At 67.7% G+C, this 20009-nt stretch carries 22 protein-coding genes; 9 read left to right on the top strand and 13 right to left on the bottom strand.

Features of this window, described 5'->3' with window-relative positions; genetic code table 11:
• Nucleotides 1-102: 102 nt before the first annotated feature.
• The gene (locus H5J31_RS07520) at nucleotides 103-1071 is read left to right on the top strand and encodes a hypothetical protein (protein WP_181771740.1); all 969 of its coding nucleotides are present in this window, start codon (nucleotides 103-105) and stop codon (nucleotides 1069-1071) included.
• Between the two features lie 81 nt (nucleotides 1072-1152).
• On the opposite strand, the gene H5J31_RS07525 is transcribed toward H5J31_RS07520, so the two are convergent.
• The 3 genes from H5J31_RS07525 to H5J31_RS07535 all read right to left on the bottom strand — a co-directional run bounded on the left by H5J31_RS07525 (nucleotide 1153) and on the right by H5J31_RS07535 (nucleotide 4231).
• On the bottom strand, nucleotides 1153-2370 hold the full coding sequence (locus H5J31_RS07525) for a M14 family zinc carboxypeptidase (protein ID WP_207897638.1): 1218 nt from the start codon (nucleotides 2368-2370) through the stop codon (nucleotides 1153-1155).
• A 114-nt stretch (nucleotides 2371-2484) separates the two neighbouring features.
• Nucleotides 2485-3897 (bottom strand): S8 family peptidase, encoded by a 1413-nt coding sequence (locus tag H5J31_RS07530; RefSeq protein ID WP_181771742.1) that lies wholly within the window; start codon nucleotides 3895-3897, stop codon nucleotides 2485-2487.
• Nucleotides 3898-3976: 79 nt separating this feature from the next.
• Nucleotides 3977-4231, bottom strand: a complete 255-nt coding sequence (locus H5J31_RS07535; RefSeq protein ID WP_125732324.1) for an SCO4848 family membrane protein — start codon at nucleotides 4229-4231, stop codon at nucleotides 3977-3979.
• Between the two features lie 43 nt (nucleotides 4232-4274).
• Here H5J31_RS07535 and H5J31_RS07540 point away from each other — a divergent pair, with 43 nt between their 5' ends.
• Nucleotides 4275-5516, top strand: coding sequence for a D-alanyl-D-alanine carboxypeptidase family protein (locus tag H5J31_RS07540; RefSeq protein ID WP_328701407.1), 1242 nt, complete (start codon nucleotides 4275-4277; stop codon nucleotides 5514-5516).
• A 21-nt stretch (nucleotides 5517-5537) separates the two neighbouring features.
• On the opposite strand, the gene H5J31_RS07545 is transcribed toward H5J31_RS07540, so the two are convergent.
• A complete protein-coding gene (locus H5J31_RS07545; RefSeq protein ID WP_181771743.1) occupies nucleotides 5538-6560 on the bottom strand; it encodes a YhjD/YihY/BrkB family envelope integrity protein in 1023 nt (340 codons plus the stop codon).
• Between the two features lie 41 nt (nucleotides 6561-6601).
• Nucleotides 6602-7621 carry a tryptophan--tRNA ligase gene (gene trpS / locus H5J31_RS07550; RefSeq protein ID WP_181771744.1) on the bottom strand — a complete coding sequence of 340 codons (1020 nt, stop codon included), beginning with the start codon at nucleotides 7619-7621 and terminating at the stop codon, nucleotides 6602-6604.
• Between the two features lie 163 nt (nucleotides 7622-7784).
• On the opposite strand from trpS, the gene H5J31_RS07555 reads away from it, so the two are divergent.
• Nucleotides 7785-8531, top strand: a complete 747-nt coding sequence (locus H5J31_RS07555; protein ID WP_181771745.1) for a S1 family peptidase — start codon at nucleotides 7785-7787, stop codon at nucleotides 8529-8531.
• Nucleotides 8532-9045: 514 nt separating this feature from the next.
• Here H5J31_RS07555 and H5J31_RS07560 read toward each other — a convergent pair.
• Entirely contained in the window at nucleotides 9046-9393 is a 348-nt protein-coding gene (locus H5J31_RS07560; RefSeq protein ID WP_181771780.1) for a hypothetical protein, read from the bottom strand.
• A 397-nt stretch (nucleotides 9394-9790) separates the two neighbouring features.
• Between H5J31_RS07560 and H5J31_RS07565 the strand changes: the two genes are divergently transcribed.
• Nucleotides 9791-10669: a glycoside hydrolase family 19 protein gene (locus tag H5J31_RS07565; RefSeq protein WP_181771746.1), complete on the top strand. Its 879-nt coding sequence runs from the start codon at nucleotides 9791-9793 to the stop codon at nucleotides 10667-10669.
• Between the two features lie 59 nt (nucleotides 10670-10728).
• On the opposite strand, the gene H5J31_RS07570 is transcribed toward H5J31_RS07565, so the two are convergent.
• On the bottom strand, nucleotides 10729-11226 hold the full coding sequence (locus H5J31_RS07570) for a MarR family winged helix-turn-helix transcriptional regulator (protein ID WP_181771747.1): 498 nt from the start codon (nucleotides 11224-11226) through the stop codon (nucleotides 10729-10731).
• 65 nt (nucleotides 11227-11291) lie between these two features.
• On the opposite strand from H5J31_RS07570, the gene H5J31_RS07575 reads away from it, so the two are divergent.
• On the top strand, nucleotides 11292-11792 hold the full coding sequence (locus H5J31_RS07575) for a cupin domain-containing protein (RefSeq protein ID WP_181771748.1): 501 nt from the start codon (nucleotides 11292-11294) through the stop codon (nucleotides 11790-11792).
• On the opposite strand, the gene H5J31_RS07580 is transcribed toward H5J31_RS07575, so the two are convergent.
• From H5J31_RS07580 to H5J31_RS07590, 3 genes are read right to left on the bottom strand one after another with little or no spacing between them, the layout of a single operon-like run.
• On the bottom strand, nucleotides 11786-12682 hold the full coding sequence (locus H5J31_RS07580) for a hypothetical protein (protein WP_181771749.1): 897 nt from the start codon (nucleotides 12680-12682) through the stop codon (nucleotides 11786-11788). The genes H5J31_RS07575 and H5J31_RS07580 overlap by 7 nt on opposite strands.
• A gap of 12 nt (nucleotides 12683-12694) precedes the next feature.
• Nucleotides 12695-13501, bottom strand: coding sequence for an exodeoxyribonuclease III (locus H5J31_RS07585; RefSeq protein WP_181771750.1), 807 nt, complete (start codon nucleotides 13499-13501; stop codon nucleotides 12695-12697).
• Nucleotides 13502-13527: 26 nt separating this feature from the next.
• A complete protein-coding gene (locus tag H5J31_RS07590; RefSeq protein WP_181771751.1) occupies nucleotides 13528-13962 on the bottom strand; it encodes an SRPBCC family protein in 435 nt (144 codons plus the stop codon).
• An 84-nt stretch (nucleotides 13963-14046) separates the two neighbouring features.
• Between H5J31_RS07590 and H5J31_RS07595 the strand changes: the two genes are divergently transcribed.
• Nucleotides 14047-14790, top strand: a complete 744-nt coding sequence (locus H5J31_RS07595) for an MBL fold metallo-hydrolase (RefSeq protein ID WP_181771752.1) — start codon at nucleotides 14047-14049, stop codon at nucleotides 14788-14790.
• A gap of 13 nt (nucleotides 14791-14803) precedes the next feature.
• On the opposite strand, the gene H5J31_RS07600 is transcribed toward H5J31_RS07595, so the two are convergent.
• Together H5J31_RS07600 and H5J31_RS07605 are read right to left on the bottom strand one after the other, a co-directional pair.
• The gene (locus H5J31_RS07600) at nucleotides 14804-15109 is read right to left on the bottom strand and encodes an SH3 domain-containing protein (RefSeq protein ID WP_181771753.1); all 306 of its coding nucleotides are present in this window, start codon (nucleotides 15107-15109) and stop codon (nucleotides 14804-14806) included.
• A 226-nt stretch (nucleotides 15110-15335) separates the two neighbouring features.
• The gene (locus H5J31_RS07605; RefSeq protein ID WP_034304555.1) at nucleotides 15336-16559 is read right to left on the bottom strand and encodes an NADP-dependent isocitrate dehydrogenase; all 1224 of its coding nucleotides are present in this window, start codon (nucleotides 16557-16559) and stop codon (nucleotides 15336-15338) included.
• Between the two features lie 237 nt (nucleotides 16560-16796).
• Here H5J31_RS07605 and H5J31_RS07610 point away from each other — a divergent pair, with 237 nt between their 5' ends.
• The 3 genes from H5J31_RS07610 (at nucleotide 16797) to H5J31_RS07620 (ending at nucleotide 19050) form a co-directional block, all read left to right on the top strand.
• Nucleotides 16797-17306, top strand: coding sequence for a hypothetical protein (locus H5J31_RS07610; RefSeq protein WP_236004816.1), 510 nt, complete (start codon nucleotides 16797-16799; stop codon nucleotides 17304-17306).
• 127 nt (nucleotides 17307-17433) lie between these two features.
• On the top strand, nucleotides 17434-18027 hold the full coding sequence (locus H5J31_RS07615; protein ID WP_181771754.1) for a hypothetical protein: 594 nt from the start codon (nucleotides 17434-17436) through the stop codon (nucleotides 18025-18027).
• 21 nt (nucleotides 18028-18048) lie between these two features.
• Nucleotides 18049-19050: a DUF2203 family protein gene (locus H5J31_RS07620; protein WP_181771755.1), complete on the top strand. Its 1002-nt coding sequence runs from the start codon at nucleotides 18049-18051 to the stop codon at nucleotides 19048-19050.
• A gap of 3 nt (nucleotides 19051-19053) precedes the next feature.
• Here the strand turns inward: H5J31_RS07620 and H5J31_RS07625 are convergent, their stop codons facing one another.
• Entirely contained in the window at nucleotides 19054-19941 is an 888-nt protein-coding gene (locus H5J31_RS07625; RefSeq protein ID WP_181771756.1) for an alpha/beta fold hydrolase, read from the bottom strand.
• Between the last annotated feature and the right edge of the window lie 68 nt (nucleotides 19942-20009).

Consider the following 20009-nt stretch of genomic DNA (forward strand, 5'->3'; position numbering starts at 1 on the left):
GCCTTCACGGACTTCGGAAAAGTTATCCACAAGGGGTGGGTTATCCACAGGTTGACGAACTGTGTGTGGTGATCGCGGTGCGGGCGGACCCACGCTGTGATCATGAACAAACGCGGCAGGTGGGCTGAGCACCCCGAACTGCTCCAGGAACGAAGCCGTCACGGCGTCATCAAGGCCACGACCTTGGAATCGCTCGAGATGGGCAGCAAGGTCATCTATCGAAGATGCCTGCCCGGTGGCCCTTGGCAGCGGCTGCTCCCGGGCATCATCCTGCTCCACAACGCTCCTCCCAGTTCCTTGGAACGGGTGATGGGCGCTTTGCTCCACGCCGGACCGCGAGCGCTCGTGACCGGAGTGGAAGCGTGTCGGCGACATGGTTTACGCACTCGCGAACTACCGCCGCACGACGACATTCATGTCCTCATCCCCCATGAACACAAGGTCCGCAGCGCCGGCTTCGTGACCGTCGAGCGCACCCTCCGACTGCCGGAACCGCAGATCCGCGACGGCATCCCCTTGGCACCGCTCGTTCGCGCGACCACCGACACGTGCAGGCGACTGCGAGCTGTCGAGCCCGTCGGCAGCCTCCTCGTCGAGGCGATTCAGCGCGGCAGATGTTCTCCAGAAGCGCTTACCCGCGAACTGAACACCGGTTCGAAGCGAGGTACAGCGATCCCCCGCAGGATTCTCGGCGAATGGAAGGATCTTCACTCGGTCGCGGAAGCGCGGGCCAAGATTCTGAGTCAGAGCCTCCTGGTACGGCCGAGCCACTGGAATCCCGAAATCTGCGACAGTCGTGGCGGCTATATCGGCCGTCCCGACGCCTGGTGGGATGACGTGGCACTCGCCTGGGAGATCGATTCCTTCGATTTCCATTTCTATCGCGACGACTACAGGCGCACGATTCTGCGGAACACCCGCTACGCCACCGCAGGAATCACTGTCGTCCAGACACTTCCTTCCCAGCTGCTGAAGGATCCGGCGGGAGTGCTGGCCGAACTGAACGCGGCGCACCTCGCCGCCTCCGCACGCCCGCGCCCATCTGTCAGCCTGGTCTCCCAGGCTGCTTGATGGTCCGTGAAGGCCTCCTTGAGGGACCCTGGGTCCCTCAAGGAGGCCTTCACGGACTTCCGTGTCGACCCAAGCCGAGCGTTACTCCAGGATTCGTGCGGCGGCGGCAGGGTCGGCAGTGCCGGGCAGCCGGTCGAAAGCCTCGGGGTCGATGTACTCGACGGCGCCCGTGCTCACCTCTCGCAGCATGTTGTACAGCCCGGCCATCACCGCGCGCGTGAAGTGTTCCCGGTGCTGCTGCCCGAGCGTCTGCGTCTGGCCGCGGACCTCGAACAGCACCGTCCCGGTCCCGTTCAGCGCGAACGAACATCGCGCCTGACCGGGCAGATCGCGATCGGCCGCATGCGGGTAGCGCGCCCCGACGAAGCCGCGTGACGTCATCCCGTTGAACCCGCTGATCGCCAGCTGCCGCGATTCGTCCTTTGTGTACACATCGCGATACTTCGCGTATTTCTGGCCGGGTTCGAAGAACTTGTCGGGCAGCGGCGGATAGTCGATGCCGACGTCGAGCAGCCGATCGCTGCCTTCCTGCCGGACGCACGCGCCTTGATGGTGCAGATCGACGTAGACGTCGGGCACCTTGCCGCGCTGCTTGGTCAAACCGACGTAGACCGAACGCAGTGCCCGGGCCTCGGGAGTGACGAACCAGCCTGGTTCCTCCGACGCACCCGGGAAGTCCTCCGCGCGCGGGACATAGTTCAGATCGGGGTTGAAGTCCCGGTTGACGTCGAAGCCGGGACGCTTCCGGTAGTCGTCACCCTGGAGGACGTCGCTGAGGTAGTTCCAGGCCGGCGGCCGGTCCTTGAGTTGCGGGAACTTCTGCTGGACCTCGGTCCACGACAGGTCGTTGCCGCGCCGGTCGAGTTCGGCGCCGTCGGGGTTCAGTTTGGGGACCGCGACGAACGTGATGGTCTTCCGCAGTCGCTCGGCGTCCCGTGACTCCGAAGTGCCGAGGTAGTCGAGAATCCGCAGCAACGCGTCGGTGCCCGTCTTCTCGTTGCCGTGGATTTCGCTGGACACCACGAAAACCTTCGGCCCGGTCCCGACGGTCGCCTGGTGGATCACCCGGCCGCGGTTGGACCGCCCGGCCTCTTCGACGACCACCCTCCCCTTGCTCACCCGTTCGAGCCTGCCGAGCTCACGGACCATCTCCCGATAGTCGGTGAACTCGTTGATGGGCAGTTCCCTCGGTTCCTCACTGCACGGCTGGACGGGAGCCGCCACCGCGGCGGGCGCGCTGACGAGCGGGAGCACCGCCAGCCCCACCATCACGGGAACCAACCGACCGAACACCGACATCGTGAACTCCCCACTGTCGAAGGTGTTCACAACGTAGCGAGGACGCCGTCGAAAGGGCCAGGAAACGAAACGGGGCCGGCCCACGAAACGTGGACCGGCCCCGGAACGAACGAACTACTTCACCGCGTCCAGAGCGTTGACGCGGCCGTGGCCGTAGTACGAGTTGTCCTTCGCCGGGCCTTCACAGACCGGCGCCGCTGTTCCGCAGGGAACCGCGTCCGCCTGGTGCTCGAGCAGCCACCTCAGCGCCGCGGGCGGAGCGTGCCGGAAACGGGACGCCAGCAGCGCGGCGACACCGGCGACGTGCGGGGACGCCATCGAGGTGCCGCACTTGGCGCCGTAGGCACCGTTGAAAATCGTCGACAGCGGGCAGCCGACTCCCTGGCCGGCGGGCGGCAGCTGGGCGCGGTCGCCACCGGGGGCGGTGACCGAAACGTCGTCACCGTAGTTGCTGAACGACGACTTCGTGCCCGCGTAGCCGATGGACGAGACGTTGACGACGCCGTCGATGGCCTTGGGCAGGATGCCGCAGCTCTCGTCGACCGGGTGGGGGCGGTTCGGGTCGGTGGTCTGCTCGTCCGGGTCAAAGCCGCTGTTGCCGGCGGCGGCGACGTTCAGGACACCACGGCCGGTCGAGTAGGCCACCGCGCGGCGGACGGCCTCGAACGCGGCCGCGTCGCCCGGCTCCTTCGCGCAGTAGAACATGCCCGGGTCGATGTAGTAGCTGTTGTTCGTCACCGGGAAGCGGTGCTTCGCGGCCCACATGAACCCACAGACGGCGGCTTCGGGGAGGATCAGGCCGTCGTCGTTCACGACCTTGACCGATGCCAGCTTGACGCCCGGCGCGACACCGGTGAAGCCGCGCGCGGCGTCCTTGCCCGCGATCGTGCCGGCGACGTGCGTGCCGTGGTCGGAGTTCGTCGGGGCCCAGGCGGCGGGCGTGGTGTCGGGTGCGCCGGAGTTGCAGCCCGCGGACGTCTTCGGGTCCAGGGCGTTCTTCAGCGCGGGGTGGGTGGGCTCGATACCCGAGTCCAGCACGCCGACGGTCACCGAGCGGCTGCCACCGGAGACCTTGTTCGCCTCGGGAGCCTGGATCGCCCGCATGTCCCACTGCTGGGCCGACAGGTCCTCTTCGACGGCGACGCTGGTGGTCTCTTCGTTCTCCTTGGTGTCGACCACCGCGGAGCGGGTCGAGCGGGCCGAAGCCGCCGGCGGGAACGCCACGTCACGGCCGCCCGAGTAGGCGCGGAAGACGCCGATCTTCGCCTGGAAGTCGGCATTGCGCGAGGTCGCGACCGCGACCCCGATCTCCGGGTAGTAGGCCACCTTCTCGCCGCACTTCGCGCGCAGCTCGGTGTCGACCTTGCGTTCCGGGGTACGCGGGTTGTAAAGCACCACGTAGTTGAACGGCGCGCTCGCGGTGTCGCACTGCGGCGCGGGCGCGGCACTCGCCGACGGGGCCGCGAAAACGCTTCCCGCCGCCGCCGCGACGAGCGCGGGGACGAGCAGACGTCTGATCCGGGACATTCAACCTCCATGATTCGGTGAGGTGAACGTTAGGGAGCCGACGCCGGGCCCACCACCGTCAAAAGGACGACAAACCCGATCAGGCGTCAGCCTTTTCCGCGTCCCGTGACTTGGCGCCACGAAGCGTGCGCAGACCGATGACGCCGATGATGGTGCCGAGCACGAACGAGACGACCGTCAGCACCGCGTGCACGATGAAGTAGGCGGTAGGCGAACCGTCGGCGGCCCACGCGCGGTCGCTGTCCCAGAGGTTCTTGGCGAACGTGATCCAGATGATCCACGACCAGACGCCGAAACCCAGCAGGAACATCGAAGTACCTCGCGAAATGCGCATGCCCCTGAGTATGCAGCGGGGCCGGCGACGCTACATTGCTCGGGTGCACAGCGCTATCTCCCGGTCGCTCATGGTCCTCGTTTCCGGTGTGCTCGCCTTCACGGTGACGCCGGTGGCCACAGCCGCCCCGAAGCCACCAGCCCAGGCACAGCCGTGCGCGAACAAGTCGACGCCTCCCCCGCCGATCGACACCTCCGAGAAGCCGCGCCCCGGTGAGGCCGCGCCGGCACCGCTGCCCGTCCCGCCCGTTCCGGTGGGCGGCGACCGGATGGCCGAATGCGGGCTCGTGCTCCCGAAGCGCGCGCTGAACCCGCCCGAGGGGACGACGGCCGCGTCGTGGGTGCTGCAGGACCTCGAGAACGGCGACATCATCGCGGCGAAGGATCCGCACGCCCGGCAGCGGCCGGCGTCGTTGATCAAGACGCTGCTCGCGCTGGTCGCGGTCACCGAACTGCCGCCGCGCAAGGTCATCACGCCGACGAAGGAGGACGCCGAGCAGGAGTGCACCTGTGTCGGCATCGCCGCCGGCGCACAGTACACAGTGGACCAGCTGCTGCACGGGCTGCTGATGCACTCCGGCAACGACGTGGCGCACGCGCTCTCCACCACGCTGGGCGGCGTCGACGCCACCATCGCGAAGATGAACGCGCTGGCCGCCCGCATCGGCGCCACGGACACGCGGGCCGCGACGCCGTCCGGACTCGACGGGCCCGGTATGTCGACGTCGGCCTACGACATGAGCCTGATCTTCCACTACGCGATGAAGCAGCCGGAATTCGCGCAGGTGGTCAAGACCAAGAGCTACGAAATCCCGGCGATCGGCGGGAAACCGGCGATTCCGATCTACAACGACAACAAGCTTCTCGGGTCCTACCCCGGATTCCTGGGTGGGAAGACCGGCTTCACCGACGACGCGCGCCACACCTATGTCGGCGGCGCGCTCCAGAACGGCCACCGGGTCGCGGTCGTGCTGCTTCGCGCCGAGCAGCGGCCGACCCGGGTTTCGGAGCAGGCCGCGAAACTGCTCGATTACGGCATCGCGCTCCGCGAGGCCAAGGCCGAATCCGTCGGGCGGATCGACTACAAACCGGCGGAAACCGTGGACGTCGGTGCCGCCGGACAGGCCGTGCCGAACGCCGACGGCACGTCGAACAGCGGTGCCGCGGCGGCGGCCGAAGATCCGTTCGGCACGACCGGCTGGATCATCACGCTGATCGTCTTCCTGATCATCGTGGCCGCCTTCGTCATCGGTCACCAGCGCAAGAAAGCCATGACGACCGACTGACCATCGGAACCGGCCGCCGGGTCAGGACTTCCGTCGGCCGAGCCAGCCCAAGAGCGCGCCGGTCGCGAAAGCCCCTCCGACGGCACCGAGCCCCGGCCCCTGCTGAACGGTCACCCTCGGGTGGATCGACACGGGGGCCGGCGGCTCGATGACCGTCGACATGTTCTCCTTCGCCGTCGCCGTCCACGCGGTGACGAACAGCAGGAACCGCGAAACGAGGTTCGCGAACACCAGCAGACCGATCACCGGGCCGAACAACGTGAACGCCGGTGATTTCGTGACACTGCCGAGGTAAAGGGTCGCGCCCTGCTGGAGCACGATGAACCCGACGGCGGCGAAGACCGCCCCCTTGACCGCGCTGCGCAGGGCGACGTGCTCGCGCGGCAACCTCGCGATCACCCAGAGGAACACCAGGGTGTTGGCGAGGAGACCGAGCAGGATCGTCGCGACCTTCAACACGAACACGGCCCAGGCCTGCTCCTGCAGGCCGACGAGTTCGAGCAGGAAACGGCCGATGCCGCTACCCGCCGCGGTGAGACCGAACGAGACCACCAACGCGAGACCGAGCCCCACCAGGGACAGCAGGTCCTTGAGCGTCGTCGAAACCAGTGGCAACTGCTGCTTTTCCTGGCCCCATTGGGCGGTCAGCGCGTCACGCAGGTTCGTCATCCACCCGATGCCGGAGTACAGCGCGAGCAGCAGACCGAAGATCCCGATGCCGCCACCGGACTTCAGCGCCGCGCCGACGATGCCGTTGACCAAGTCGCGCAGCCCGTCGGGTACCGACTTGTTGATGCCGTCGGTGATCTGGTTGAGGATGGTCTGATCGCCGGCGACCACCATCCCGACGACCGCGAAGGCGACCATCAGGATCGGGATCACCGAAAGCACACTGAAGTAGGTGATGGCCGCGGCGTAGTGGTTGCCGTAGCGCTCGGTGAAGGCGTCGTTCGCCCGGATGAGGTGATCGAGCCAGCCGTACTTCCGCCTCAACCGCGGTAGCAGCTTGTCCTCGTCCGGCTTCGCGCCGTCATCTTTCGCCACTAGGAAACGCTAACCACGTCCACCGTGGCCCGCAGCGCGAATCAGCCTGCCGGGGGAAGGAACCCGATGTTCTCGTAGACGTTCCGCAACGTCACCGAAGCGACTTCCCTCGCCCGTTGAGCCCCGAGGGCGAGCGCCTTGTCGAGCTCGGCGACGTCGTCCATGTAGGACTGGACGCGTGCCTGCACCGGGGTGACCCAGTCGACGAACGCCTCGGCGACGCCCTTCTTCAGATCGCCGTAACCCTTGCCCTCGAAGGCGGTTTCGAGTCCGGCGACCGGCTGGTCGGTCAGCGCGGAGAGGATCGTCAGCAGGTTCGAGACACCCGGCTTGTTCTCCGTGTCGAAGACGATCTCGCGGCCGGTGTCGGTGACCGCCGAGCGGACCTTCTTCGCCGACTTCTTCGGGTCTTCGAGCAACTCGATGAGGCCGTTGCCGGTCGACGAGGACTTGCTCATCTTCGCGGTCGGGTCCTGCAGGTCGTAGATCTTCGCGGTGTCCTTGACGATATGCGGCTCCGGCACGGTGAACGTCTTGCCGTAGCGGTTGTTGAACCGCTGCGCGAGGTTCCGCGTCAGCTCCAGGTGCTGCCGCTGGTCCTCGCCGACCGGAACCTCGTTCGCCTGGTACAGCAGGATGTCCGCGGCCTGCAGGACCGGATAGGTGAACAGGCCGACACTGGCGCGATCGGTGCCCTGCTTCGCGGCCTTGTCCTTGAACTGCGTCATCCGGCTGGCTTCGCCGAACCCGGTCTGGCATTCGAGCACCCAGCCCAGCTGCGCGTGCTCGGGCACGTGGCTCTGGACGAACAGCGCGCTGCGCGCCGGGTCGACGCCGAGCGCGAGCAGCTGCGCGGCCGAACGGCGCGTGCGGTCGAGCAGCACCTTCGGGTCCTGCTCGACGGTGATCGCGTGCAGGTCGACGACCATGTAGAAGGTGTCGTGGGTGTCCTGCAGCCGCACCCATTGCCGCAGCGCACCCAGGTAGTTGCCCAGGTGGAACGAGTCGGCGGTCGGCTGGATCCCGGAGAGCACCCGCGGGCGCTTCAGTTCGTCGGACACGCCCGGATTCTGTCAGGCCGCGTCGCACGAGGTCACCCGAGGTCGCCCCGGCCGAACGGTCTAAACGGTTAAACGCCACATACTTCCGACGGTTCTGAGCGAGGTGTCCGATTCCTAGCGTTCATGGCACCGGATCTTCCGGCCACACCGAAGGAGAACCCAGATGAAGGCACGATCCCTGCTGATGGGCTTGGCCATCGCGGCTGCGGCCGTGTTCACCCTCCCCGGCGCCGCGACCGCTTCCGAGCCCACCGGCGGCGTCCAGCCGAACATCGTCGGCGGCGGCAACGCGACGCAGGTCTACTCGTTCATGGTGTCGCAGCAGTCGAGCAGCGGCGGGCACCAGTGTGGTGGCTCACTGATCAGCTCGACCTGGGTGGTCACCGCGAAGCACTGTGGCACGCCGTACCAGGTGCGCGTCGGCACCACGAACCGCACCAGCGGCGGCACCGTGGCCCGCGTGGCCCAGCGGATCGCCCACCCGAGCGCCGACCTGGCGCTGCTGCGTCTCTCGACGGCGGTGTCGCAGGCGCCGGTCACGATCGCCGACGCGTCCGGGGCCGTCGGCACCGCGACGCGGATCATCGGCTGGGGCCAGACCTGCGCCCCGCAGGGCGGCTGTGGCGCCCCGATCACCCTGCAGGAACTGAACACCTCGATCGTCGCCGACAGCCGGTGCCTCGGCATCAGCGGCGCGAGCGAGATCTGCACCAACAACCCCGGTGGGAACAAGGGCGCCTGCTACGGCGACTCGGGCGGCCCGCAGGTGAAGCAGGTCAACGGTGTCTGGCAGCTGGTCGGCGCCACCAGCCGCGCCGGGAACAACAGCAGCACCTGTGCGACCGGGCCGTCGATCTACGTGGACGTCCCCTACTTCCGCAGCTGGATCCGCACCAACTCCGGAGTCTGACCCGGTTCCCGCGTCGCCCCACCGTCCCCTGGGGCGACGCGGTCCCAGCCGGTTCAGCAACGAACCGTGCGGAAGTTCGAAGAGCCGCTCCAGCAGCGCGACCGCCTTCAGCGAGTCGCACCGCTCGGGGCGGCTTCTTCCTGTTCGCCAGTAGCTCAGGGTCGCGATGCTGACCCGGACGCCGTGCTGGGCGAGCCGGTGGCGGATCCGGTCGAGACCGAGTCCGCTGTCCGTGATCGCCCGGTCCAAGGCGCGGGGAAAGGGATCACCGGGCCGACTGCGCCGCGTCACCGTCATGGACCCGAGCGTGGCGATCAGCGCGCGGCTAAACAATCCGGATGGGACTAGGTGTACCTACCCAAGAAATCCGGACGACCTGCGTTTAGCGGGCTAATCGTGCTCTGATGGCACCCGCCCTCAGCTGGCTCCGACCTGCGTTTAGCGGGCTAATCGCGATCTGTGGGCGGCCGGAAGCGGGGCGCATTTAGAGGACTAAACGCGGGGAAGGCGCAGGTCAGGGGTGGCGCGGGTGGGTGAGGGCGTCGCGTTCGGCGAGGACGGCCTCGGCCATCGCGGCGACGTCCGGGGCCGGGGCCTGGACCGGGGTGACGACGGGGATGGTCGGGGCGGCCGTGGCAGCGGCGGCGGCGCGCGCCTTCCGGCGCTGACGGAAGACACCGAACGCCATACCGACGATGCCGAGCGCGACGGCGATCAAGCCGACCGGGCCCAGAAGACCGAATGCCATCTCCGAGCGCGAAGTCGTCTCCGCGGCCGAGGCCGGGCCGGCGCCCGCGATGAGCAGCGCGACCGGGATCGCGACGACCGCCGCGGCCCTGGCCGCGGGCAGAGCCGACCGCATCAGGAGATGAACTGGGTTCCGCACCGGAGTGCCTCCCGTGACGTGACATTACTGAACCGGAACGCTAACCCGAACGAGTGAGCATTTCCAGGTCGCTGGTCAAAAAACTACCGAGCGTGTCAAGACCTGTGGGTTCTGATCAACTCGGGGAACGAGACTAGCCCCTCACAGGGGGGATGTTTCGAGCACCCCTCTCCTCAAAGTTGTCGCGACCGGAACGGTTTCTGACAGAACGAGACAAGGGTTAGGCCGTTCGGATGTCACTACGGGGCCGAACAGGCACGATCCGACTTTCCCCGGTTGGTTTCTTGTGTGCAATGGTCTATACCTGTGGCCATACCTCTTAAAAGGTATAGACCAATCCCCTGCATGGTCCCCTCGTACGAAGGAGCCACCGATGTCTCTTCGACGTATCCTCGCGGCGGTCGCCGCCACCTTCGCGGCCACGACGGTCGCCGTGGTCGTCCCGGCCCAGTCCGCCTCGGCCGCGGACTGCGCGGCGCCGTGGAACGCGAGCTCGGTCTACTGGGGCGGCAACACCGCCTCCCACAACGGGCGCAACTGGTCCGCGAAGTGGTGGACACAGAACGAAACCCCGGGTACGGCCCAGGTCTGGGCCGACCAGGGCACCTGCGGAGGCGGCTCGCAGAACCCGTCCGGTTTCGTGGTCAGCGAAGCCCAGTTCAACCAGATTTTCCCGAGCCGGAATCCCTTCTACACCTACAACGGCCTGGTCACCGCCCTGAGCGCGTATCCGGCCTTCGCCGGCACAGGCAGCGACACGGTCAAGAAGCAGGAGGCGGCCGCCTTCCTGGCGAACGTCAACCACGAGACCGGCGGCCTGGTCCACATCGTCGAGCAGAACCAGGCGAACTACCCGCACTACTGCGACACGAGCCAGTCCTACGGCTGCCCGGCGGGCAACGCCGCGTACTACGGCCGCGGCCCGATCCAGCTGAGCTGGAACTTCAACTACAAGGCCGCCGGTGACGCGCTGGGCCTGCCGCTGCTGACCAACCCGTGGCTGGTGCAGAACGACGCGGCGGTCGCCTGGAAGACCGGCATCTGGTACTGGATGACCCAGAACGGACCGGGCACGATGACCCCGCACCACGCGATGGTCAACGGCAACGGCTTCGGCGAGACCATCCGCAGCATCAACGGCAGCATCGAATGCAACGGCGGCAACCCCGCCCAAGTGCAGAGCCGTGTGAACAAGTACCAGCAGATCGTCGGAATCCTCGGCGTCCCCGCCGGGAACAACCTGTACTGCTGATCCGCCCAAGAAGCTGAAGGGGTCCTTCGCCGCATCGGACGCGGCGAAGGACCCCTTCGTCATTCAAGAGAGCCGAGCAGCCGGCGTAGCACTCCATCCAGGACATCGAGATCGTCGCCGAGCGGCGCGAGCAGCTTCGCGACGTTCGCGGTGTGCTCGCTCATCGCCGCGTCGACGACGTCGAATCCGCGCTCAGTCAGCGTCACCCGGAAGCTGCGCCGGTCTTCGGGGTCGAGCGCGCGCTCGACCAGCCCGGCCGACTCCAGCCGGTCGATCCGACTGGTCATCCCCGCTCTGGACATCATCAGCGTCGCCGACAGCTCGGACGGGATCAGCGTGTACGGCTTCCCCGACCGCCGAAGTGCGGCGAGGACGTCGAACTCCCCTTGCTTCAGCCCGTGTTTCGCGAACACGGCCTCCACCATCGGCGTCGTCAGCATCACCGCGCGCCCGAGGCGCCCGGCGACCCCGATCGCGGTCAAGTCCAGTTCCGGTCGTTCCCGCCGCCATGCGCCGACGACCGCGTCGATCGCATCGGCGTTCTGCTCTTCACTCACGACCGCAGTCTATTCGACAGGAGATAGTTTGACAGCGAACTATCAGCCATGGAACTATCGCTGGCATGACACAGCGCATCGAAACCCGTGAGCCCGTCCTCGTCCGCGCCGCCGAAGCCGAGACGGTCGGCGCGGCCCCCACCTTCGTCACCCTGCTCGCCGATGTCTCGACCACGGGTGGGGTCATGAGCAGCGCGAGAACGCGCTTAGGCGTCGGCGCCGATGGAGCCGCGCCGCACTATCACACCGGCTCCGCCGAGATGTTCTTCATACTCGGCGGAAACCTGGAAGTCCTTGTGGGAGAAGAGATCGTCACTGTTTCCGAAGGGGACATGCTCGTCGTCCCGCCGCTGACGACGCACGCCTTCCGCGCGGCCGTCGACTCCTCGGCGGACGTGCTGATCGTGTTCATCCCCGGCGTGGAACGGTTCGACTACTTCCGGCTACTGGAGAAGGTCGGGCATGGTAAAGCGACCGTCCAGGATCTCTTGGACAGCCAGGAAAAGTTCGACAACCACTTCGTCGATAGTCCGTTGTGGACGGAAAGCGCGAAGGCCCGTCAGTAGCCGCGCGGCGGGTATCCCGGAGGCGGATGACCCTGCGGCGGATATCCGGGCGGCGGGTACTGCGCCGGCGGATACTGGGGCGGATAAGGCTGCTGCGGCGGGTATCCGGGGTGCTGCGGCGGCTGACCGTACTGCGGCGGAGGCGGATACTGCTGCGGATACCCGGGATTCTGCGGCGGGTACGGCTGCTGCGGGTACTGGGCCTGCGGCGGATACTGGGGCGCCTGCGGTTGCGGCGCCTGCGGCTGCCCGCCGCCGAGGTGGAAAGGCAGCTGCGACACCAGTTGCGCGAGCCTGCCCAGTGTCGCGAGCACGTCGTCCGGCTTCGTCCGGCCGAACGTCGGATTCTCGACGTAGACCAGTTCACTGCCCACCAGCGACCAGGTGTGCAGCTTCAGCGAGCGCATCAGCCCGGCGACCTGCGGCGTGAGTACGCCGACGGCGACGTTCGGATCCGTGTCGATCAGCTTGTACCAGCGGTTGAACTTGCGATCCGCGGTGGCGGGCTCGGGATACTGGTCGACGTCCCAGGCGGACTCGATACTCGACACGATCTGGAAGTTCGGCATCGGCGTGGGCAGCGTGACCACCCAGACCGTGTCGATCGAGATCGTGTCGAGCTCGTTGACCTTCTTGTTGGTCCACCGCGTGTGCACGCTCGTGACCGTCGGACGGCGGTGGTAGTCGAAGACGCTGAACCGCAGGCCCTGGTGCGTGCCGTTCAGCGCGCCGAAGGCCATCCGCTTGTCGCCGCGCTGGTTGAACGGCAGCACCGTCCAGCGCTCCAGGAGGTTCGGCGCGTCCGGGCTGAACTCCCACCCGTACTGGCCCGACATCTGGTAGCGCTCGGCGTTCGTCGCCTCGACGCGCTTGGCTTCGTTCGTCTCCATGACGTGCTCAGGTTAGCCGGAATACGTCGCCGTCACCGGCGCATGGTCGGACCAACGCTGATCGTAGGACTCGGCGCGCTCGACCACGACCGAGGTGCACCGCTCGGCCAGCCCCGGCGTGGCGATCTGGCAGTCGATACGCCAGCCGGAGTCGTTGTCGAACGCCTTCCCGCGATACGACCACCAGGTGTACGGGCCGGGGCCTTCCGGGTCGAGTTTGCGCTGCACGTCGACGTAACCGGCTTCGGTGAACACCCGGCCGAGCCACTCGCGCTCCTCCGGGAGGAAACCCGAGCTCTTCTGGTTGCCGCGCCAGTTCTTCAGGTCGGTCTTCTCGTAGGCGATGTTCCAGTCGCCGACGACGACCACCTCACGGCCGCCGGCCTCGGCCTTGGCGCGCAGGTCGACGAGGTAGGGCAGGAAGGCCGCCATGAAGCGCTCCTTCTCGTCCTGACGCGGTGTCCCGACGTCGCCGCTGGGCAGGTACAGGCTCGCGACGACGACGTTCGGCAGGTGGATCTCGGCGTACCGGCCGCTGTCCTCGAATTCGGGCTCGCCGAAGCCGATGCGGACCTCCTCGGGCTCGGCGCGGCTGAAGAGCATGACGCCGTTGCGCCCCTTCTGCACCGACGGCGCGTGCACCACGTGCCAGCCTTCGGGCGCGGCGGCACCGGCGGGGAGCTCCTTCAGCTCGGCCCTGACTTCCTGGCAGGCGACGACGTCGGCCTTCGTGGAGGACAGCCACTCGACGAAGCCCTTTTTCGCGGCGGCACGGAGGCCGTTGACATTCACAGTGGAGACGGTCAGCACTCTTCGCACGCTACCCGGAGGGTCCGACAGAATCGTCAGGGGTTGAGCCGCGCGGAGAGGTCGCGTTCGTAGCGGTCCGAGATCTTCCGCAACGACGGCCCCATCGTGAACTCCAGTAACCGCAGGAAACCGTGCGTCTCGATGGTGACGTCGCAGATCACCTCTGTCCCGGCCCCGGTGCTCTTCAGATGCCAGGCGCCGGACACGGTGACCGGCCCGGGATCCAGCGTGCGGAACGAGACCTCGGCGGGTTTGTCGGCGCGGGTCAGCTCGACCTCGCTGTCGATCTCCTTGCCACGCGGCTTCACCCGCTGGTGGTATTTCGCCCCCGGCGAGCCGCCCGCGCCCGACGCGAGCGAGCACGACACCACGTCGAAGCGCCACTCCGGCTGATTGGTGAAGTCGGCCAGATACGCGTAGACCTCGTCGATCGGCTTCGGGGTGACGACCCGGCTCTGGACTTGCTTCATGACGGACCTCCTCGCGACCCCCGCGGTCACGAAGTCGCCGGAAATCGCACGCCGTTACCGAGGGCGCTCTGCGAGACTGCGCGCATGAGCGAGCTGACCGTGCTCGGCAGCTGTGGCGCGTGGCCCGAACCGGGCCGCGCCTGCGCCGGCTTCCTCCTGGTCCACGACGGGTTCCGGATCGTGCTCGATCTCGGCTACGGGGCGGCGTCGCGGCTGTTCGAGCATTGCCCGGGCGGGCGGGTCGACGCGGTGGTCGTGACGCACGAGCATCCCGACCACTGCGCCGACGTGAGCGCGCTCGGCCGGGCCCGCGCGTACGGGCTGCCGGACGAGCCGCGGATCCCGCTGCACTGCACGCCGGGCACGGTGCGACGGCTCGAGGCGCTGGAGCCGCGGCCGCATCCGACGACCATCTTCGACATCCACGAACTCGGCCCGCCGCGCGACGTCGGGCCGTTCCGGATGACCACGTTCCTGTTGCCGCACCACGTGCCGAATTACGGGGTGCGGCTGACCGCGCCCGGCCTCACCGTCGCCTACACCGGAGACAGCGGGCCGAGCCCGGTCCTGGCGGAACTGGCGCGCGACGCGGATCTGCTCATCGCCGACGCGACGCTGCAGGGCCCGTCGCCGGACGAGACTCCGCGCCTGGTTTCGACGGCGGGCGAGGCCGGCCACTGGGCCGAGCGCGCGGGCGCCCGGCGACTGCTCCTGACCCACTTCTGGCCGGGCAGCGACCGCGACGTCTCGGTGGCCGAAGCCCGCGCGGAGTTCGGGGGCGAGGTACTGGCCGCCGAGGAGGGCTCCCACCTGCGTTTAGCGGGCTAATCGCGATCTGGGGTCACGGGCCGCACTTGGAGCCTTCGACGGGGGGCGCGTACTGGGCCGAGACCCACTTGCCCTCGGCGATCTTGCGGAAGCCCGCCTCGACCACCGGCTGAGCGTCGATCTTCGCGTCCTTGACGTACTTGCCGACGATCTTCTGCCCGCCGGGGGTGTCGCGCGCGTTGAGCACGTCCGCCGTCACGACGACCTGGCATCCGGTCGGGCTCGAAGCGCTCGACTCCCTGTCCTGCCCCGAGATGGCGACGACGACGATCAGCGCGATACCTCCGCCGATGAACAGAACCGGTTTCGAGATGGCCATGACGGTCGCTCCTCGAACGTGGGAATCGTTTTCTTCCTCGACCAGAGTGGCAGAAGCCGGGGCGGGCGCCCAGATCCAGGATTGCCAACCACCCGGAGGCGCCAACCCCACCGGTCGCGTACTACCCACGGTCACGGTCCCGGCGGCAGGACCGACAAAACCTGAAGGCCCCCTTTCCTTGCGTCTAGCGCGAGGAAAGGGGGCCTTCAGGTACTTACTGCGAGACTCAGCCCTGGGCGATCTTCTTGGCCAGGTTGGCGTCCAGCGTCGCGAGGAACTCCTCGGTGGTCTGGAACGCCTGGTCCTTGCTGATCAGCAGCGCGAGGTCCTTGGTCATCTTGCCGCTCTCGACGGTCTCGACGACGACCTGCTCCAGCTTGTTCGCGAACCCGATCAGCTCCGGGTTCGAGTCCAGCTTGCCGCGGTGCTCGAGGCCCCGGGTCCACGCGTAGATGGACGCGATCGGGTTGGTCGAGGTCGGCTTGCCCTGCTGGTGCTGGCGGTAGTGCCGGGTCACCGTGCCGTGCGCGGCCTCGGCCTCGACGGTCTTGCCGTCCGGGGTGCGCAGCACCGAGGTCATCAGACCCAGCGAGCCGAAGCCCTGCGCGACCGTGTCGGACTGCACGTCACCGTCGTAGTTCTTGCAGGCCCAGACGTAGCCGCCCTCCCACTTCATCGCCGCGGCGACCATGTCGTCGATCAGGCGGTGCTCGTAGGAGATGCCCTTGGCGTCGAAGTCGGCCTTGAACTCGGCCTGGTAGATCTCCTCGAACACGTCCTTGAACATGCCGTCGTAGGCCTTGAGGATGGTGTTCTTGGTCGACATGTAGACCGGGTACTCACGGTCGAGGCCGTACTGCAGCGAGGCACGCGCGAAGTCCTCGATGGACTTGCGGTAGTTGTACATCCCCATGGCGACGCCGCCGCCCTCGGGGAACTTCGCGACCTCGAACTCCATCGGCTCGGAGCCGTCGTCCGGGGTGTAGCTGATGGTCAGCGTGCCGGGACCGGGGACCTTGAAGTTGGTCGCCTTGTACTGGTCGCCGTGCGCGTGACGGCCGATGATGATCGGCTTGGTCCAGCCGGGCACCAGGCGCGGGATGTTCTGGATGACGATCGGCTCGCGGAAGATCACGCCGCCGAGGATGTTGCGGATCGTGCCGTTCGGCGAGAGCCACATCTTCTTCAGGCCGAACTCTTCGACGCGCGCCTCGTCCGGCGTGATCGTGGCGCACTTGACGCCGACGCCGTGCTTCTTGATCGCGTTGGCCGAGTCGACGGTCACCTGGTCGTCGGTGCGGTCCCGCTCCTCGATGCCCAGGTCGTAGTACTCCAGGTTCACGTCCAGGTACGGGTGGATCAGCCTGTCCTTGATGAACTGCCAAATGATGCGGGTCATCTCATCACCGTCGAGCTCGACGACGGTGCCCTGGACCTTGATCTTGGCCATGAGCAGCGGTGCTCCTTCCGCGGATCTTCGCGTTCTTCTTCAATCTCCGGTAGCGGTACAAGCGTACTGCTTAACCGTCCTGGATGGTTCCAGTAGTGGTCGGTATCAAGTCTCCACGAGGCCGATGTGGCCGACGTCACCCGGTCGGACGACGGCCATCCGGCCGTCACGGGGCCCGCGAAACCGCGACATCATCGAACCGCACTCCTCTGCCGGCCATCGGAAAAGGCGGTCCCCATGTCCACCAACCCCTACGCCGTGCCGCCGTTCGAGCAGCATCAGGCGCCGGAGCCCTACGTCCAGCCTAAGCAGACGAGCCGCGCCGTGCCCCGCGTGATCAGCGCGCTCGGCGGGGTGCTGCTCACGCCCGTCGCGCTGGGCCTGGTGATCTACGCCGGCTCCCGGCTGCAGCGGATGTTCGCGCAGGCCTACACCGTCGGCGACGACCTCCTCGGCCTGTTCCTGCTGTTGCTCGGCGGCGTCCTCCTGCTCGGCGTCGCGCTCCTCGGCGCGTTGTCCGGCCTCGGCCCGGTGATCGGCGGGCTGATGTGGGGTGTGCTGCCGGGCCTGACGGTCTTCCTGAGTCCGCGGGACTTCCTGGGCCTCATGTACGACGTCGGCGGCCGCGAGCTCGGCGTCGGCGTGGTGACCTGGATGGTCATGGGCGCCCTGATGGGAAGCGGGTTCCTTCTGATCGGGGCCGGCCTGGTGGGCACCCTCGCGCGGCGCCGCTCAAATCGCGTTTAGCCCGCGAAAGGCGATCTGGGCGAACCCGGCCGACCTGCGTTTAGCGGGCTAATCGCGATTTGGGCCAGATCGTTTTGAACCGCGCGGGCCCCGGGGCCGTAGTCCGGTTAAGGGAGGTGGCCCGCCCATGTCATCGCAGCACCGGTACGTCGCGGAGTACGACGACGAGGACTATCAGGAGTACGGCGAGTACGACCAGCAGCCGTACAAGGACCCTCGCCGCCCCTACGAGGACGTCGAGTCGTACGAACCGTACGAGCCCTTCGACGACGACCTGGGCGCCGAAGACAGCCGCGCCGGCCGAGGCGTGCGTCGCGTGCTCAGCGGCGCCGGCGGTCTGATCCTGACGCCGGTCGCCCTCGGCCTGCTGGCTTGGGGCGGCCTGCGGCAGCAGATGCTCGTCCAGGCGACGCTCAGCACCCAGCGTGACGTCTTCAGCATCGGCCTGCTCGTCGGCGGCGGGATCCTGCTGCTGGCGGTGGGGTTGCTCGGCGCGCTCTCGGCGACGGGCCCGATCCTCAGCGGCCTGGTCTGGGGCGTGGTGCCCGGCGTGGCCGCCGCCGCGGTCCCGGAATGGGGCTTCCAGCTGGTGAAATACCTCCCGCAGAACGACGTCACGTACGGCGTCACGAGCTGGCTCTTCATCGGCGGGTTACTCGGAACGGGGTTCCTGTTGATCGGCGCGGGCCTCGCGTCGAGACTCGCCCGAAAGCGCCGCTGACCGGGCTGGGACCATCGGCGTATGGGTTTGTTCACCGTTCCCGAAGCCCGCGCCGAACTCGCCCGGCTACGCCCCGTGCTCGACGAGCTGATCCGGCTGCGTGCCGACGCGGCCGAACTCGCCGCGTCCCTGCGCCCGGGCGGCCGCGAGACCGCGCTCGGCGGGATGCCGGAGTGGAAGGCCGCGCAGGCCCGGCTGGACGACCTCATGACCACTGTCCAGCGGACGGGCGCGGAGCTGAAGGGGTTCGCCCCGCTCTTGATCGACTTCCCCGCCGAACTCGACGGTGTCGACGTCCTGCTCTGCTGGCTCGAAGGCGATCCGGAGCTGTGCTGGTATCACCGCGTCGACCTGGGTTTCGCCGGACGGCGCCGTCTCCCGGACAGGGTCGCCGTCGTGAGCGAGGAGATCGCGGCCGGCCTGTTCGACGGTATCGCCGCGCACTACGACGAAGACACCTTCCACGGCCTCGTCGCCGAAGCACTCGTCGACGGCCTCGGCTGCACGTCTCCCGAACACGTCCTCGACGTCGCGACCGGAACGGGCGTCGCCGCCTTCGCCGCGCTTCGCCTGCAGCCCGGCGAAGTGCTCGCGATCGATATCTCGCCGGGCATGATCGCGCAGGCCGAGGCGAAGGCCGCGACGCGGGATCCCGCCAAGCTCATCACCTGGCAGGTCGCTTCCGCGGTGCCGTCGCCGATGCAGGACGAAGGCGCCGACGCCGTCCTCTGCGCGTCCTCGCTGCACTTCCTCGGCGCGGCCGCGCTCCGCGACTGGCTGCGGGCGCTGCGTCCTGGCGGCCGGGTGGGCTTCAGCCTGCCGCTGGCGTCGGCCTTCCGGCCGTCGGAGGCGTTCGCCGCGATCGTCCCGACCGACCTGAAGCTCCCGGAAACCGAAGCCGACGCGACCGAACTGGCCTCCGAAGCGGGCTTCACCGAGGTGACGGTGAAGCGGCTGGACGTCGAGTCCGGGGACCGGGTCCGGTCGGTGTTCGTGGTGCACGCGACCAAACCCGGCCCGTAGTCCTTACAGCGGAGCGATGAACGGCACGCACGTCGGCGCGGGTGCGTTCGCCGGGTCGAGTGCCTTGAGGATCAGGCTCGTCACGTTCGGATCGATGGCCTGGCTCAGGTGTCCGGACGCGTCCACTCCGCAGTTGTCCTGCAGGACGATGTCGGTCGTGCCCGGTTCGCCGAGGACACCGCTGGTGTACGGCGTGACCACGCGGTCGTAGCGGCTCACGATGCTCGTGTACGTCGGCCCCGGCACGGCCACGCCGCCCCTCGCGAGGTCGTCGAGGAAGTCGGACGGCGCGAGGTATTCGCGGCAGGCCCCGCAGACGCCGTCGGCGAGCAGGTCGAGCCCGGGGATCGACAGTACGGCCTTGGCCAGCCCCGAAAGACCGTTGAGCGAAGTGCCCTTGAAGTTCGAGCCGAAACCGACGAAGTGCTTCACCTTCTCCGCGCCGCCCACGAACTTGAGGTAGTACGCGGGCATCGTGGTGCCCTCGGAGTGCCCGACGATGTCGACCTTGTCCGCGCCCGTACTGCTCCGCACGCGGTCGACGAACGTGCCGAGTTCGACGGCGCTCTTCCGCATCGAGCCGAGTCCGCCGAACAACTGTCCACCCAGGACGGTGGAGCCGTAGGTCAGCGAGTAGACGCAGTAACCGGCGTTCTTGAGCTTCGGCGCGTGATGGAACCAGTTCGTCGTCGCGTTGCCGCCGAGGCCGTGCACGAGCACGACGGGCTCAGGATGTTTCGCGCTCGGCTTGCACGACCAGTCGTTCCAGCCGCTCGACGGCGCCGCGCTCGCCACCGCCGGAGCGGCGATCGTGAACGTCAAGGCCGCGACAAGCGTGGTGAGGATCTTCCTGGTCTTCGTGGCACCGCCGTTGGTGACCCGAGCCCGCATCCCTGCCTCCGGTTACTCGTCAGTATGTGATGCGAGTCATCATGCGTCACAAACGACGAGGTCGAACC

This window comes from Amycolatopsis pittospori (genome assembly GCF_013870525.1).
In the GTDB taxonomy this organism is placed as follows: Bacteria; Actinomycetota; Actinomycetes; order Mycobacteriales; family Pseudonocardiaceae; genus Amycolatopsis; species Amycolatopsis pittospori.